The 14,936-nt window shown below is 58.2% G+C and carries 13 protein-coding genes; 6 read left to right on the plus strand and 7 right to left on the minus strand.

The window, feature by feature from the left end:
• Position 1: 1 nt before the first annotated feature.
• On the plus strand, positions 2-1,030 hold the full coding sequence (locus tag ACXAGA_RS11300; protein WP_475117579.1) for a VOC family protein: 1,029 nt from the start codon (positions 2-4) through the stop codon (positions 1,028-1,030).
• Positions 1,031-1,281: 251 nt separating this feature from the next.
• Positions 1,282-1,512: a DUF2798 domain-containing protein gene (locus tag ACXAGA_RS11305; protein WP_475117580.1), complete on the plus strand. Its 231-nt coding sequence runs from the start codon at positions 1,282-1,284 to the stop codon at positions 1,510-1,512.
• Here ACXAGA_RS11305 and ACXAGA_RS11310 read toward each other — a convergent pair.
• From ACXAGA_RS11310 to ACXAGA_RS11320, 3 genes are all read right to left on the minus strand, one after another.
• Complete coding sequence (locus ACXAGA_RS11310; protein WP_475117581.1) at positions 1,509-2,255, minus strand: hypothetical protein; 747 nt, start codon at positions 2,253-2,255, stop codon at positions 1,509-1,511. The genes ACXAGA_RS11305 and ACXAGA_RS11310 overlap by 4 nt on opposite strands.
• Positions 2,252-3,241, minus strand: coding sequence for a tRNA dihydrouridine(20/20a) synthase DusA (dusA, locus tag ACXAGA_RS11315; RefSeq protein WP_475117582.1), 990 nt, complete (start codon positions 3,239-3,241; stop codon positions 2,252-2,254). The genes ACXAGA_RS11310 and dusA overlap by 4 nt, the downstream gene beginning before the upstream one ends.
• 96 nt (positions 3,242-3,337) lie before the next feature.
• Positions 3,338-4,237, minus strand: coding sequence for a HupA family protein (locus tag ACXAGA_RS11320; protein WP_475117583.1), 900 nt, complete (start codon positions 4,235-4,237; stop codon positions 3,338-3,340).
• A 337-nt stretch (positions 4,238-4,574) separates the two neighbouring features.
• Between ACXAGA_RS11320 and ACXAGA_RS11325 the strand changes: the two genes are divergently transcribed.
• On the plus strand, positions 4,575-5,267 hold the full coding sequence (locus tag ACXAGA_RS11325) for an endonuclease/exonuclease/phosphatase family protein (protein WP_475117584.1): 693 nt from the start codon (positions 4,575-4,577) through the stop codon (positions 5,265-5,267).
• Here the strand turns inward: ACXAGA_RS11325 and ACXAGA_RS11330 are convergent.
• Both ACXAGA_RS11330 and xylB read right to left on the minus strand, forming a co-directional pair.
• Positions 5,251-6,450, minus strand: a complete 1,200-nt coding sequence (locus ACXAGA_RS11330) for a glycerate kinase type-2 family protein (RefSeq protein ID WP_475117585.1) — start codon at positions 6,448-6,450, stop codon at positions 5,251-5,253. The two genes, ACXAGA_RS11325 and ACXAGA_RS11330, sit on opposite strands and share 17 nt — an antisense overlap.
• A 47-nt stretch (positions 6,451-6,497) precedes the next feature.
• Positions 6,498-7,937 (minus strand): xylulokinase, encoded by a 1,440-nt coding sequence (gene xylB, locus ACXAGA_RS11335; protein ID WP_475117586.1) that lies wholly within the window; start codon positions 7,935-7,937, stop codon positions 6,498-6,500.
• A 150-nt stretch (positions 7,938-8,087) separates the two neighbouring features.
• Between xylB and ACXAGA_RS11340 the strand changes: the two genes are divergently transcribed.
• Genes ACXAGA_RS11340 through ACXAGA_RS11350 form a run of 3 tightly spaced genes read left to right on the plus strand, consistent with a single transcriptional unit; the run spans position 8,088 to position 13,525 of the window.
• Positions 8,088-8,702, plus strand: coding sequence for an ImuA family protein (locus ACXAGA_RS11340; protein WP_475117587.1), 615 nt, complete (start codon positions 8,088-8,090; stop codon positions 8,700-8,702).
• Positions 8,699-10,219, plus strand: coding sequence for a Y-family DNA polymerase (locus ACXAGA_RS11345; protein WP_475117588.1), 1,521 nt, complete (start codon positions 8,699-8,701; stop codon positions 10,217-10,219). The genes ACXAGA_RS11340 and ACXAGA_RS11345 overlap by 4 nt, the downstream gene beginning before the upstream one ends.
• A 9-nt stretch (positions 10,220-10,228) precedes the next feature.
• A complete protein-coding gene (locus ACXAGA_RS11350; protein WP_475117589.1) occupies positions 10,229-13,525 on the plus strand; it encodes an error-prone DNA polymerase in 3,297 nt (1,098 codons plus the stop codon).
• A 2-nt stretch (positions 13,526-13,527) separates the two neighbouring features.
• On the opposite strand, the gene ACXAGA_RS11355 is transcribed toward ACXAGA_RS11350, so the two are convergent.
• Positions 13,528-14,541: a hypothetical protein gene (locus ACXAGA_RS11355; protein WP_475117590.1), complete on the minus strand. Its 1,014-nt coding sequence runs from the start codon at positions 14,539-14,541 to the stop codon at positions 13,528-13,530.
• Positions 14,542-14,552: 11 nt separating this feature from the next.
• Positions 14,553-14,927, minus strand: a complete 375-nt coding sequence (locus ACXAGA_RS11360; protein WP_475117591.1) for a response regulator — start codon at positions 14,925-14,927, stop codon at positions 14,553-14,555.
• Positions 14,928-14,936: the final 9 nt, after the last annotated feature.

Here is a 14,936-nt window from a genome sequence, read left to right on the forward strand (position 1 = left end):
CATGAGTTTCAAAGAGCCACTACACGAAATCGCGCATCTGGCGATTACTGAACTATACACACCCAAATTCGATGAATCCCTGCGGTTTTTCACCGAACTTTTGGGCATGAGCATCACCGAACAAGAAGACGGCGTTGCCTACCTGCGCGCTTACGAAGATCGCTACCACCATTCGCTGAAACTGACCGCATCGAACGAGGCTGGCATCGGCGCTGTATGCTGGCGCACCACCAGCCCCCAAGCGCTGGAACGCCGCGTCGCCGAATTGCAGGCGCAAGGCATCGCAGGCGAATGGGTCGAAGGCCACAAAGGTTATGGCCGCGCTTATGAATTCAAAACCACCAGCGGCCACCGCCAGCGTTTGTTCTGGGATGTTGAATACTACAAACCAGCCGATCACGAAAAATCCCGCCTGCTGAGCCGCATGAGCCGCCGTCCAAACCGCGGTGTCCCTGTGCGCCGTCTGGACCACATCAACCTGATGTCGACCAACCCAACCGCGGACGGTGAAATGTTCCAGAACGCGCTGGGTTTCCGCAAAAACGAACGCGCGGTTATGGGCGACACGGAACTGGCGTGCTGGCTGTCGACCAACCCATTGGTACACGAAGTCGCATTTACCATCGACCAACACAGCTCGGGCGGTCGTCTGCACCACGTTGCGTTCTGGTACGGCAACCCAGGTCAGATGTTGGATATCGCTGACCTATTGGCCGAAGAAGACATTCAAATCGAAGCAGGCCCAGCCCGCCACGGCATTTCGCAGGCCTATTTCATGTATGTCTACGAACCCGGCGGCAACCGCATCGAACTGTTCGGCGATCAGGGCTATCTGATCTTTGACCCTGAATGGCAGTGCCTGACATGGGACGAAAACAACTTCATGAAAGATGGCGCCATTTGGTTTGGCGGTGAATTGCCACCGGATTTCTTCATCTACGGCACTCCAATCGTCGAAGAGGCTATTCACGCCCTGCGCGTTGCCAAAGGCGAAGTCGCAGCTCCGGCTGAAATGGAACCTGCCGAATAAGTCATGCCCTTCCTCCCAGAAAGGCATTCGCCCCGCGACCTTATTGGTCGTGGGGCTTTTTGTTGTCTTGCGACGCTTTGGTAATTTCGATATCCAAAAGGGGTCGAAAAAATTTTTGGCTGGTTCGGTTATTCCAGTCCCCGCAATCGGGAATTTACACATGGGCTACCCCATGATGCCGCGACACCGAAACCCATAACGGGGCGGTGTCGGCATGCAAACGCGACATCCCCCAGCTATCAGAGTGCGAGATGTCGAAGAAAATTATTATTATCAATCAGATCGTTATGACCTGCCTCATGGCGTTTTCCATGTCGGGCATCATGCTGTTGATCGCCATGGGGCCAGTCCCTGGATTTATCGGAATATGGATTCCAAATTTCCTGATCGCATGGCCCATCGCGTTCATTGCCACCAATCTAGCGTGGCCGATTGCGTCGTTTATCACCCGCAAAATTGCGGGCGGCAGCCTCGCACATTAATCGCGCAGCCAGTCGCGGAAATTGTCGAACTGAGGACGGAAAAACGCCATGCGCCGTCCCGCAGGGGGCACTTTGTTTTTCGCGTCAGGCGCTGTGCCGTGAATGACCATGCGGTCCAGCAAAACGGATTGCCCTGCGGTCATTGGCAATTCCACCCGTTCGCAGCATTCGAACACTTCGGCGCGGGCATCGGCGTAGATTCCGGTCACGTCAATGTCCGCCCACATGGCGGGCGGCATCCCTGCAAACGCCACGGTAAAGGATTCGCGCATGATCTCTTCGCTGCCGGGCCAAACGACCAACGGGGCGTGGCTGCAGTCATTCACCGCAACGGCCGCAATATAGGCATGCGGTTCACGCAAATGACGGCGTTTTTGCGGGCCTTCAGCCATGAGCCCATCCAGATGCGCCGCATCCCGAGCCAGACGATATTTATGCGCCTTGTCGGTCTCATCGGCGTCTTTGCGCGGATAGCCTTTGTAGATCACCGAAAGCTGCGCAGGATGCAGGTCCAGCCCCGGAACCATGCCTTCCCACGGGGTGCGCAACGGGACGCCGTTAATCGCGCCATGTGCGTCAGTCGGCAGCGCATCAACGCCCACGAACCACGTTTTCCCGTGGCGCAGCCATTTGGCCTGTTGCGCGGGGTCCGCCAAAATTGCATCGGCTGCCGTATTCGCGGCCTTGGCCCATGCTGTCATGTCAGCCGTTTTATCAAACTGAACAAAACCACCGTCTATCATAGCAGATACCCCAACGCCGTTTCGACGGTTTCGATCCCTGCCCCGTCCCGCGTTGCGTTTTCCGACAGATAACGCCGCCATCCGCGCGCACCCGCACGCCCCATAAAGGCACCCAGCATGTGACGGGTCACCTGATGCAACCGTCCGCCATTCGACAGATGGTTTTCGATGTAAGGCAACATATCGCGCACGATCTGAACAGGGTCCGTATCTTCGCCCTGCCCGTAGATGCGGCGGTCTGCCTGACACAGAATATCAGCCGGATTGTGATAGGCCGCGCGCCCGATCATGACGCCGTCCAGACCCATCGACAGCTGCTGTTCGGCCACGTCCAGTGTCGCGATCCCGCCGTTGATCGAAATATGCAAATCAGGATTATCGCGTTTGATCTGATGGACCAGATCGTAATCCAGCGGCGGAATATCGCGGTTTTCTTTCGGGCTAAGACCCTGCAGCCACGCCTTGCGCGCGTGAATGGTGAACCGTTTGACGCCCGCTGCGCTGACTTTTTCGATGAATTCGGGCAGCACGTCCTGCGGTTCTTGATCATCGACCCCAATACGGCATTTCACCGTCACCTCGACCGGAGATGCAGCAATCATTTCAGCAACGCATTCGGCAACCAGATCAGGCGATTTCATCAAAATCGCGCCAAACGCACCCGACTGCACACGATCTGACGGGCAACCGCAGTTCAGGTTCACCTCGTCATAACCGTAACCTGCGGAAATTGCGGTCGCTTCGGCCAATTGTTTGGGATCAGATCCGCCCAACTGAACGGCGACAGGATGTTCAACCGCGTCAAAGCCCAACAGCCGATCACGATCCCCGTGAATAACCGCAGGGGCCGTCACCATTTCGGTATACAGCAGCGTGTGTTGGGACAGCATACGGTGGAACACGCGGCAATGCCGGTCTGTCCAATCCATCATGGGCGCAACGCTTAGCCGCGCGCTATGGGACAAGTCAGAATGAATGTCGGACATTGTAAACCTATCGATCCGTCGCTGATGCAGAATTGCCCGCGATATAACGACGGATCGATAGAAATGATAGTGCCTGATACGAACCTAACGGTTCAATTAGTCGGCAATGAAATCTAGGTAGATAGCCGCGTCCGACGATTCAAAAAGGATAACGCCGCCAACTTCGTCTGGTGCGCCTTCGCCCTGATCGTAGCCAAAGAATACGCCTTCTGCGATCCCTTCGCCGCCCGTTCCGACATAAATGTTCGAAAAGTTTTCGACCATCGTACCGCCAGAGAACCCGTTGCCACTGATCGTCATGTCGTTGAACGCAATGCCGCCTGCTTCGTACAGGGTGACGCCATCATCCAAATACAGATCTGCAATTTCTAGATCGACAGTACCTTGGCCGAAATAGGCACTGGCCGTTGCGGTACCGCCGTACAGATCAAAATCGCCCCACGAATCTGCGCCGATACCAGCCGCGTCACCGATATACATCGCATAGCCGCTGCTGGGCATATCGCCCTCTTGCGTGACGATGCCACCAACGCCGGTCAGGTAATAGTCTACGCCGTCAACCGTATACGTTTCGGCGAATACGGTTGCGTAATCATAGTCCTGCGTGCCATAGGTGTAGACCAGCAACATAACTTCGCCGTTACCATCGGTTGCATAGCCTTCGCTGTCGAAACCGTCCTCATCAACCACGCTATATTGGCCGTCGCTGATGACCACTTTACCCGTGTTGTGGTTCAGCGAACCTGTCAGCGCGACAACGTCGAAATCATCGGAGACGCTATCCACACGTACGGCAACACCGCCCATCGTGCTGGTCGACGATGTCTGATTTGTAGAGGTCGTATTTGTCGTGGTCGTATTTGTCGTGGTCGTATTGTTTAGCGTATTATAGGTATTGGCAGCTGCCAAAAGTTCTTCAATTTCGGCGCCAACACATGCGGTCAACGAAAACAGGACTGGTGCCGCAGCAACCAATTTAAAAGCGGTAAATTTCACTATTTTGCCCCCCAAAGGCGTCTTTCAGCATAACAATCGGGGTGCGATGCCTGCTTTTATCAGCTCACCGAACACAACCCACAAGAGTATTAGAAACACGATGATAGAACGTTAATCAATTGTAAACTTTTTGATTAAAGGCGTTTTCCAAAGGTTTATTTTTACCTTTCAATCAAATGGTATGGAATTCCATACCCGCCATGATTGATCGGCAGGTGGCGATCAGGCCTCGGGCCGCCCAACAAAAAACGTGATAGACGAAATTTAGTTCGGACGCCCCGTCGATACGCCTAACAATCGCGAATTTGCCCCCTACATATTCCGTATGGATCACGCTTTGCCCACAAACCTAACGCTCGCCAGCTATAATATACGTGCTGGTTTGGGCATTGATTTGCGGCGCGATCCTATCCGCAGCCTGAAAACCATTCATGCGCTGGACGCCGATATCGTGACATTACAAGAGGCCGATTTCCGGTTAGGCAACCGCCCCACGGCCCTGCCCCGCGAAACCATTGGCACCTATACGCAATTGGCCCCTGTTCCCGTGGCGGATAATGACCACAGCCTTGGCTGGCACGGCGTTGCGATTCTTGCGCGGCCAAACCTTGCACACAGCGATATTCACCGCATTCCCCTGCCGGGGCTTGAACCTCGGGGCGCGGTCGTCGTGGATTTTCACGTCGGATTTCGATTGGTTGCCGTTCATCTGGGCCTGCTACGGCGCGATAGGCGCGCCCAGATGGCGCATATCCGGTCGGTTTTGAATGAGCTGGACAATCGACCGACCGTGATGATGGGCGATTTCAACGAATGGTCCACGCGCAAAGGGTTTGAACCATTGACAGGTTACAACGTTTTGACCGCAGGCAAAACGTTCCCGTCACGACTGCCGCTCGGCCATTTGGACCGTCTGGTCCATTGCGATAAATGTTTGGTCACGCCGATGCCCATTCCAACCGTGACAGGCGCCCACGCCTCGGATCACTTACCGATCAAGGCACGGCTGGACCTTAGCGGCGGATCATGACGCCCAGATCGGCCACGTTCGTGCCCGTTCCGCCGGTGATCAACAAATCCCCAGCGCGTCCTAATGCCTCGTAGCTGTCGTTATTGGCCAGCAAAGCATCAATATCCCCCCCTGCCGCTGCAATGCGGGACAACGTGCCCTGATCAACAATCCCGCCGGCTGCATCGGTCGGCCCATCGCGTCCGTCTGATCCCCCCTGCAAACAACACCAGTCTGTCCATCCACGCCGCGCGGCTTCTTGCGCGATTAGCAACGACAGTTCCTGATTTCGGCCACCCTTTCCTGTCCCTTTGATCGTGACAGTCGTCTCGCCGCCCCAAACGGTGACCCCGGACTGCGACGCATCACAAATCTGGCGCGCCGCATCGGCAACATCGCCCTCAACTGGTGCGCTGATGACATGGCATTGCGCACCTGCGGCCTGCTTTAATGCCGTGACAGATTGCGCATTAGATCCGATCAGAATGTTTTCAGCCGCGACAGGCCCAACCTGTGTTTCAGGTTTCGCTAAATGCGCACGGACACTGTCTGCAACCTTGTCCCACAACCCATAGCGTTCCAAAATTGCCCGTGCATCACGCCGCGTCCCCAATGCCGCAACAGTCGGCCCGCTTGCGATCGTAGACAAATCATCGCCAACAACATCCGATAGGATCAACGCACGCAAAGGCCGCCCCGCACACAATCGTGCCAGCCCGCCGCCTTTTAATTGCGACAACTGCTGTCGCACCAAATTCATCGCGTGAATATCAGCGCCGGACCCTAATAACAGTCGGCTTACGTCGGCTTTGTCTTGTAAACTCACGCCCTCGACCGGGGCAGGCAATAACGCCGATCCGCCGCCTGATACCAACACCAAAACAGGCCCGTCCGTCGATCTGATCGCATCGATAAATGCAGCCGCACCAGCCGCGCCGTTGTCATCCGGCACCGGATGACCGGCGCTCATAACCTTCGCGCCCTGCAAGGGCGCGGCATTTTCGTAATTGGTCACAACGATGCAGTCGGCACGCGGCGCCACACTCAGCGCCGCCTCTGCCATGCGGCGGGCTGCTTTGCCCACCGAAAGGATCAGCGCGGGGTCAAACCCGTCAATCCCGCGCAACACACCTGCATAAGGGTCCGCAGCCGCGACACCCGCCATAAAAATCTGTTGGGCCAAGGCCCTAATATCATTGGTCATAGGGCCAGCCTGACGCGTTCCGCCAGACGCTTCAACCCCTCAGCGGTTTATTCCAACCCCTTTAGCGCCCGATACGCCGCACCATAGCGCGCATGTGCAGCGGCAAAATCATCTTGCAACGCAACGACAGGATCAACCGTCCGTTCGATCACCGGCAGCGGCGCGGCCTCTGCCCCTGCGCCTGTCGCGGCCATCAACCCCAAACGGGCCGCACCAAACGCACCACCGTAATCGCCGGCCTCTGGCAGTGACACAGGAATACCCAGCGACGTCGCAATTGCCTGCACCCAGTAATCCGACTTTGATCCACCCCCAACGGCGATCAGGCGATCAATCTTTGTCCCTGTCGATGTCAACGCGTCATAACAATCGCGGATCGCATGGGTCACGCCCTCTAGCACCGCGCGGGTCATGGCCTGTTGATCCGTCCCGTGATCCAGATGCAGGAACGACCCACGGATTTTCGTGTCATTATGCGGCGTACGTTCGCCCCCCAGGTACGGCAGGAACATCGTCCGCGTCGGCGCACGCAAATCCCCCAAAACGCTGGTCAAATCCGCAGGTTTCGCGCCCATAACACGGCCAAACCAATTCATCGCATCCGCAGCGGCCAGAATGACGCCCATCTGGTGCCACGTATCGGGCAGCGCATGACAGAACGTGTGCACAGCCGATGCCGCATCCGGCTGATACGCCTCGGATGCTGCAAACAACACGCCCGATGTGCCCAGCGACACAAAGGCATCCCCCGGTTTCACAACCCCAACGCCCACGGCGCTGGCTGCGTTATCCCCGCCGCCGCCCGCAACAATCACATCCGATGGCAGGCCCCATTTTGATGCCAAAGCCCCACGCACGGTGCCAGAGTTTTCCGACCCTTCGACCAGTCGCGGCATCTGTTCGCGGGTCAGATCGGTCGCTGATAACAACCCATCACACCAATCGCGTTTGCCCACGTCCAACCACGACGTGCCCGCCGCATCTGACATTTCCGCGACCGCATCGCCCGTTAGGTACAGACGCAGATAGTCCTTTGGCAACAGAACCTTATCAACCTTTTTAAAAGTCTCTGGTTCGTTATTTTTCACCCATGCCAGTTTCGGCGCGGTAAATCCGGGGAATACGATATTGCCTGTCTTTGCGCGAAATTGTGGGTCGGCGTCCAATGCGGCGGCCTCGGCCGCGCTGCGGGTGTCGTTCCACAGGATACAAGGGCGCAGAACCTCGCCCGCTTTGTCGACCAGTGTCGCACCATGCATATGCCCCGACAGGCCAATCGCGCGGGTTTTGCCCAGATCCACCTTGGCCGCCAACCCTGCCATCACGTCATTCACGGCGGCGATCCAGTCGGCGGGGTTTTGTTCGGACCATCCGTCATGGGGGCGCTGTACGGTTAGCGGCGCCAAAGCCTCGGCCAGAATGGCCTGCGTGTCGTCGATCACAATCCCCTTGAGCCCCGACGTGCCCAAATCCAAACCGATGTACATTATCGTTCCTCCCGTTCCTGAATATCGGGCTAGCACGCCACCACCAAACGGGCAATAGCCCGCAATTGGGGCATATGCCCAAACCTTATCAAAACGTTGACGCAATGGGGCGACTCGATGTAGAACAAATGTAGAACATTGAGTGTTACCATGACCCGCCCCACCCCCAAAGACGCCACATTATCCGAAGTCTTTAGCCCCCGCGCCGCCGATGCCGCAGCGGTGGGTTTTGTGGTGGCGCATCTGGACACGGACAAACCCGTTCTGTGGATTCAGGACCGCATCACGCGCAAAGAAACAGGTCGCCCCTATACCCCCGGCCTGCCCCGTGATCTGGACCTGATCTATGTCGATGTGACCCGCCCTGTCGATGTTCTATGGGCGATGGAGGAAGGCCTGCGTTGCCGCGATTTCGGCGCTGTTCTGGGCGAACTATGGGGCAACCCGCAGGCGTTGGATTTCACCGCGACCAAACGTCTGGCGCTGCGGGCGGAATCCTACCGCGTGCCTGCATGGCTGATCCGCCGCGCCGCCGAACCCACGCTTAGCGCGGCGCGTAATCGGTGGCGGGTGTCATCGCTGCAATCGCTGCAAAACCCATGGGACAACCGCGCGCCCGGCACGCCCGTATGGGAGGCAGACCTGTTTCGCACCCGCTGGGGCAAACCGGGCCGTTGGGTGGCGACCTATGACAATGGCACCCTGCAATTCAGCCACGGAATGGAGGCAGACGCGGTTCCCCCCGCAGAACAGGTGCGCAGATGACCCGCGCCTTTGTTGCCATTCACCTGCCGCGCTTTGCGATGGAGCGTTGGCAAATCCTGACCACCCGCCATGGCGATGCCTATGATGCGGACCGCCCGCGCGTGTTGGCCGTAGACACGCTGCGCGGACCGATGGTGCATGCGACCAACCCTGCCGCTGAAAACGCAGGGATCACCGTTGGCGCCCGCGTGGTGGATATGCGCGCGCTGTGTCCCGAACTGGACCTGCATTACGCCGACCCCGACCATGACCGCGCCGCATTGGAACGGCTGATGATGTGGTCGCGCCGCTGGGCGCCTTGGACAGCCGTGGATGGCGCGGACGGGATCACGCTGGACGCCACGGGCTGCGCCCATCTGTTCGGCGGCCCCGATGGCATGTTGCTAGAAATAGAGGACCGTCTGGCGGGCCTAGGCATCACCGCATCCACCGCGATGGCCCCGACCATTGGGGCTGCATGGGCGCTGGCGCGGTTCGGGGGCATGCGGCCCATCGTGGGTGATCTGGATGCACTGATCGCGCCTTTGCCCGTGCGGGCGCTGCGGATTGATGGCGATACGGTTCTACTGTTGAACCGTTTGGGGCTGAAAACCATTGGCGGTCTGCGGGCCGTGCCGCGTGTCCCGCTGGCCCGCCGTTTTGCCCGTGCGCCGCTGCCGTCGAACCCTCTGATGCGGCTGGATCAGATGCTGGGCAAACTGGCCGAACCCCTGACCGCCCCCGAAGACCCGCCGCGGTTCATCCAGCACGCCCGCCTGCCCGAACCCGTCCAAGACCCGACCGAACATATCCCCGCCCTGACCCGCGCCCTGTGTGATGATCTGGAACAGGCGGGGTTCGGCGCGCGCCGCCTGACCCTAACCGTGTTCCGCACAGACGGAGAGGTATCGTGGACCCACGCCGCCACCAGCCAACCCAGCCGCGATGCGGATCACCTGACGCGGCTGTTTGACGGCAAACTGGATCGCATTGATCCTGGGTACGGGTTTGACCTGATCACTCTGGCCGCGCCTTTTGTCGAACGGATGGACCACAATCAGGACCGTCTGGACGGCAAAACGCATCGCGGCGCAGAACTGTCGCATACCGTTGACCGTCTGGTCGCGCGGTTCGGCGTACACGCCATTCAGCGCCCCGACCGCCGTGATCGGCATATCCCCGAACGGGGCGAACTGTGGCGCCCTGCGATGGCCGGCACGCCCCGCCGCCCGCTGCGCAACCCGCGCCGCCCCCAGCGCCTGTTAGAACACCCCGAAGAAATCCGCGTCCTATACGCCGTCCCCGAAGGCCCGCCCGCCCAATTCGTCTGGCGCAAAAAGGTGCACAAGGTCGGCCGCTTTGACGGGCCGGAACGGATCGCGCCCGAATGGTGGGCCGACCGCCCCGGCACCCGTCTGCGCGATTATTACAAGGTCGAAGAACAGCACGGCCTGCGGTTCTGGATTTACCGCGACGGGGTGCTGGGCGACAACCGTGGGCGCGAACCGCAGTGGTTCATGCAAGGCCTGTTTTTATAGGCCCGCCCCATGCCCGATATCGAACCGCGCCACCCGAAAAAAACGATCGCCACCGATGGGTTCACCCCCAACGCGCCCAGTTTCTATGTCGAACTGGGGCTGGCGTCGTGTTTTTCGTTTTTGCGCGGGGCCTCGGAATCTGCCGACTTTGCCCAGACGGCGTGGGACATGGGATACGACCGCATCGGGGTCGCCGATTGGAACACGCTGGCGGGCGTTGTGCGGATGTATATAGACTGCGAAAAGGCGCATATCCGCACGCTGATCGGCTGCCGTATTGTGCTGACCACGGGCGATGAATTTCTGGCCTACCCCACGGACCGCGATGCCTATGGCCGCCTGTCCCGCATATTGTCCAAAGGCAAAATGCAAACGCCCGATGGTGATTGGCAGGACAAAGGCATTTGCCAGATCACTCTGGACGATTTGGCCGCCCATGCGGACGGGATGCGCCTGATCGCTGTGCCGCCCAGCGACCTATCGCAATGGGAGCCGCGCCTTGCGCAATTGTCGCGCGCTTTGCCGCAGTTAACCCATGTGGCGGCCAGTTATATGTACCGCGCCGATGACCGCGCCCGCATCAATCGGCTGGACACGCTGGCGACGCGCAACCGCCTGTCTATTCTGGCGACCAATGATGTGCTGTACCACGCGCCGGACCGCCGCCCGTTGCAGGACGTGATGACCTGCATCCGCGAAAAGGTGAAATTGGCCGATGCGGGGTTTCTGCTGGAACCCAACGCCGAACGGCACCTGAAATCCCCCGATGAAATGGCGCGCCTGTTTGCCGAATGGCCCCACGCCATCCGCGCCACCCGCGAAATCGCGGACAGCATCCGTTTTGACCTGCGTGAACTGGCCTATGAATACCCGCAAGAGGTGGTTCCCGCAGGCAAAACCCCGCAACAGCATCTGATCGATCTGACATGGGCCGGTGCGGACTGGCGATACCCCGACGGCGTGCCCGAAAAAACCGCCGATGTCCTGCGCAAAGAATTGGCGATGATCGAAAAGCTGGATATCGCCCGCTATTTCCTGACGATCCACGACATCATCCGCTTTGCCCGTTATGAATCGCAGCCCGAAATCCTGTGCCAAGGCCGCGGATCGGCGGCGAATTCCGCGGTCTGTTACGTGCTGGGCATCACGGCGGTGGACCCCGCCCAACACCAGTTATTGTTTGAACGGTTCATTTCCGAAGAACGCAAAGAACCGCCCGATATCGACGTGGATTTCGAACATGAACGCCGCGAAGAGGTGATCCAACACATCTACCAAAAATACGGCCGCGACCGCGCAGGGCTCTGCGCGACCGTAATCCATTACCGCCCCCGATCCGCCATCCGCGAAGTCGGCAAAGTCATGGGCCTGTCCGAAGATATCACCAGCGCCATCGCCAAAACCGTCTGGGGTCATTGGGGCACCGACGTCGATGACAGCCGCGTCGCCGAAGCAGGTCTGGACCTGACCGACCCATTGCTGCGCAAAACGCTGATCATCGCGCGGCAAATGATCGGCATGCCGCGCCATCTGGGCCAGCACGTGGGCGGGTTTATCCTGACAGAACGGGCCCTGACCGAAACCGTGCCCATCGGCAACGGCGCTATGGCGGATCGCAGTTTTATCGAATGGGACAAAGATGACATTGATGCGCTGGGGATCCTCAAGGTGGATATCCTTGCGCTGGGAATGCTGACCTGCATCCGCAAATCTTTTGATTTGATATCAGCGCATTACGGGCGAAACCTTAGCCTTGCCACCACCCCGCGCGAAGACCCGCGTGTCTATGACATGCTGTGCAAAGGCGACAGCATCGGCGTGTTTCAGGTCGAAAGCCGCGCCCAGATCAACATGCTGCCGCGTCTGCGCCCGCGTGAATTTTACGATCTGGTCGTACAGGTCGCCATCGTCCGCCCCGGTCCCATTCAGGGCGATATGGTCCACCCCTATCTGCGCCGGCGCGGCGGCGAAGAACCCGTTGTCTATCCATCCCCCGCGCCGCCCCACAACCCCGAAGAATTGCGCGACATTCTGGGCCGCACCTATGGCGTGCCGATCTTTCAGGAACAGGCGATGAAAATCGCGATCGAGGCCGCCAATTTTTCCCCCGCCGAAGCGAACGAGCTGCGCAAAGCCATGGCCACATTCCGCAGCCGTGGCACCATCGGCAAACTGGAACAGAAAATGGTCGGGCGCATGGCCGAACGCGGCTATGACCCCGAATTTGCCGCCCGCTGTTTCGACCAGATCAAAGGCTTTGGCGAATATGGGTTCCCCGAAAGCCACGCCGCCAGTTTCGCGCATCTGGTGTATGTGTCCAGCTGGATCAAATGCCATTATCCTGCGGTGTTCTGCGCGGCCTTGCTGAATTCACAGCCCATGGGGTTTTATGCCCCTGCCCAATTGGTGCGCGACGCCCGCGAACACGGCGTCACCGTGCGCCCGCCCGATGTGAATTATTCCCAATGGGACAGCACGTTGGAACCGCACCAGAACGGGTTCGCCATACGGTTGGGGTTTCGGCAGATATCGGGGCTGAACCGCGCCGCCATTGATCAATTCATCGCCCGCCGCGACGCGCCCATTCGCGATATCAAAACACTGCAGGAAATGGGGGTATCGGCGGCGCATATCCGCAAACTGGCCGAAGGCGATGCCATGCGGTCGTTGTTCATTGATCGCCGTCAAGCGCTGTGGGATGCCAAATCCCTGCGCGACGCGCCCGACCTGCCCCTGTTTCAAGACACCCGAGACGAAGGCGCCGATCTGCCCGTCGCGCTGCCCGACATGCCCGTTTGCGAACAAGTGGTCGCCGATTACCAAACGCTGCGCCTATCGCTCAAGGCGCATCCGATGGGATTTCTACGTGGGTCGATGCGCAAACAGGGCTATGGGCAATGCGCGGACCTGATCCACAGCCGTCCGAACCAGAGGATCAAACTGGCGGGTCTGGTTCTGATCCGTCAACGCCCCGGATCGGCAAAAGGCGTGTGTTTCATCACGATCGAAGACGAAACAGGCGTCGCCAATGTGGTCGTCTGGCCCAAGGTCATGGAACAGTTCCGAAAAACGATCATGCAATCGCGGTTGCTAGCCGTGCATGGCTATATCCAGCGCGAAGGCGACATTATTCACGTGGTCGCGCAAAACCTGATTGATAAATCGGATGCGCTGCTACGGCTTGCGCCTGAATCAATGGCCACGCCCATCGCCCGCAGTGACGAGGTTAAACGCCCCATTCCAGCGCCCACCGCCCGTCATCCACGCAACGCGCAAATCATCCCCAAAAGCCGCGATTTCCACTGAGCCTAGAACAATTCGATCTTCAGATCACCGTCAGTGTCCGACCAGCTGTCTTCGCCGTCGTGGCCTTCTTGGGTGTGGATACGGCGCTGCGAATACATCACGTATTTCTGCGACAATTGCGCGATCAGATTATCCACATCATCACGGATATCAGTTGAAATATCCCGATCACGGATAAAGGTGCTCATCTCTTGTAGCATCTGGTCAATGGTTTCGGCCTGCTGGCGGATCACATCACCCAGTTGCGCGCTGGAAATAGCGTTGCGAATGGACCCTTCGATCTTTTTCGCCATCGCCTTGCGTTCGCTTTGCTGTTCTTCGTTCAATTCGACCAGTTCGGCGAAATTCCATGTCACGCCAGCCACCGTGGCCTGAACATTGCGCATGACTGCATTTTGTTTGTCCAAATTGGCAAAGATCGAAGCCTGTTTTTCCTGTTCCTCTTCGCTGATATAGGGCGCAACGTCGCGCGTGGCCGCGTTGATATAGGGATGCAGCTTGCGCGAAATGGCGTTTGTCGCATTCGCAAGACGCGCCACATCCATCGAAATATCCGTGAAATCAGCCAAGGCATCAGGGTATTTTTCGGATGTCGCGTTGACCTTTACCTCTAGGTCCAAAATCGCAGCGGTCACATCGTCCAATTTACCAAAACCCACGCGCATGTTGTTAATCGCATCAGCAAGGGACCGCATCACCTCGCGGGTGGTTTGGATTTCTTCGCGGATCATCCCACCGACTTTTTTGACCTCCATCATGTCACGGGTCAGTTTCATCTGATCCTTGCTATGCTGGGCCGATACGTCCTCTAGGTCGCTGATATGCGAAATCGCGGCATCTGTTTTGTCTTTTTCAGCGGCAATCGCGGTTTCAACCTCTTGCAGATAGGTCATGAAACTGATCGACGCTTCGTTCGTTTCATGCGCAATATTTTTGGTCAAACCGCTAAGTAGATCAAACAACCGAGGCAGATGTTCACCATAGGCTGACTGGGTTTCGTCGGCGTCTGCTAACATGGCTATCTCCTCTAGGTGTTTGGCAGTAGTTTGTTCAAAACAGCCTGCAGCTGTTCGTGATCGACAGGTTTGGTCAACCATCCGGTCGCGCCTGCAGCTTTGGCTTCTTCGCGGCGTTCTTTTTGGGAATCCGTGGTCAGCACCAACATGGGCGTGAACCGCAGGGGCGGCTGTTTGCGCAGCAGTTGGATCAATTCGGCCCCATTGGCGCCGCCCATGTGGAAATCGGTGATCACCATTTTTGGTGCGTCCCCGCCCTGCGATACGATATCAACCGCCTCTTCCGCGCTGGCGGCTTGGGTTGTTGTGTGACCAAACCTTTGCAGCAGGTTGTCCATGCTCATCAACACTGTGGGGCTGTCATCTACGATCAGAATATGTGCCATTTTTATTGT

This window comes from Marivivens sp. ABH4_498 (assembly GCF_056160585.1).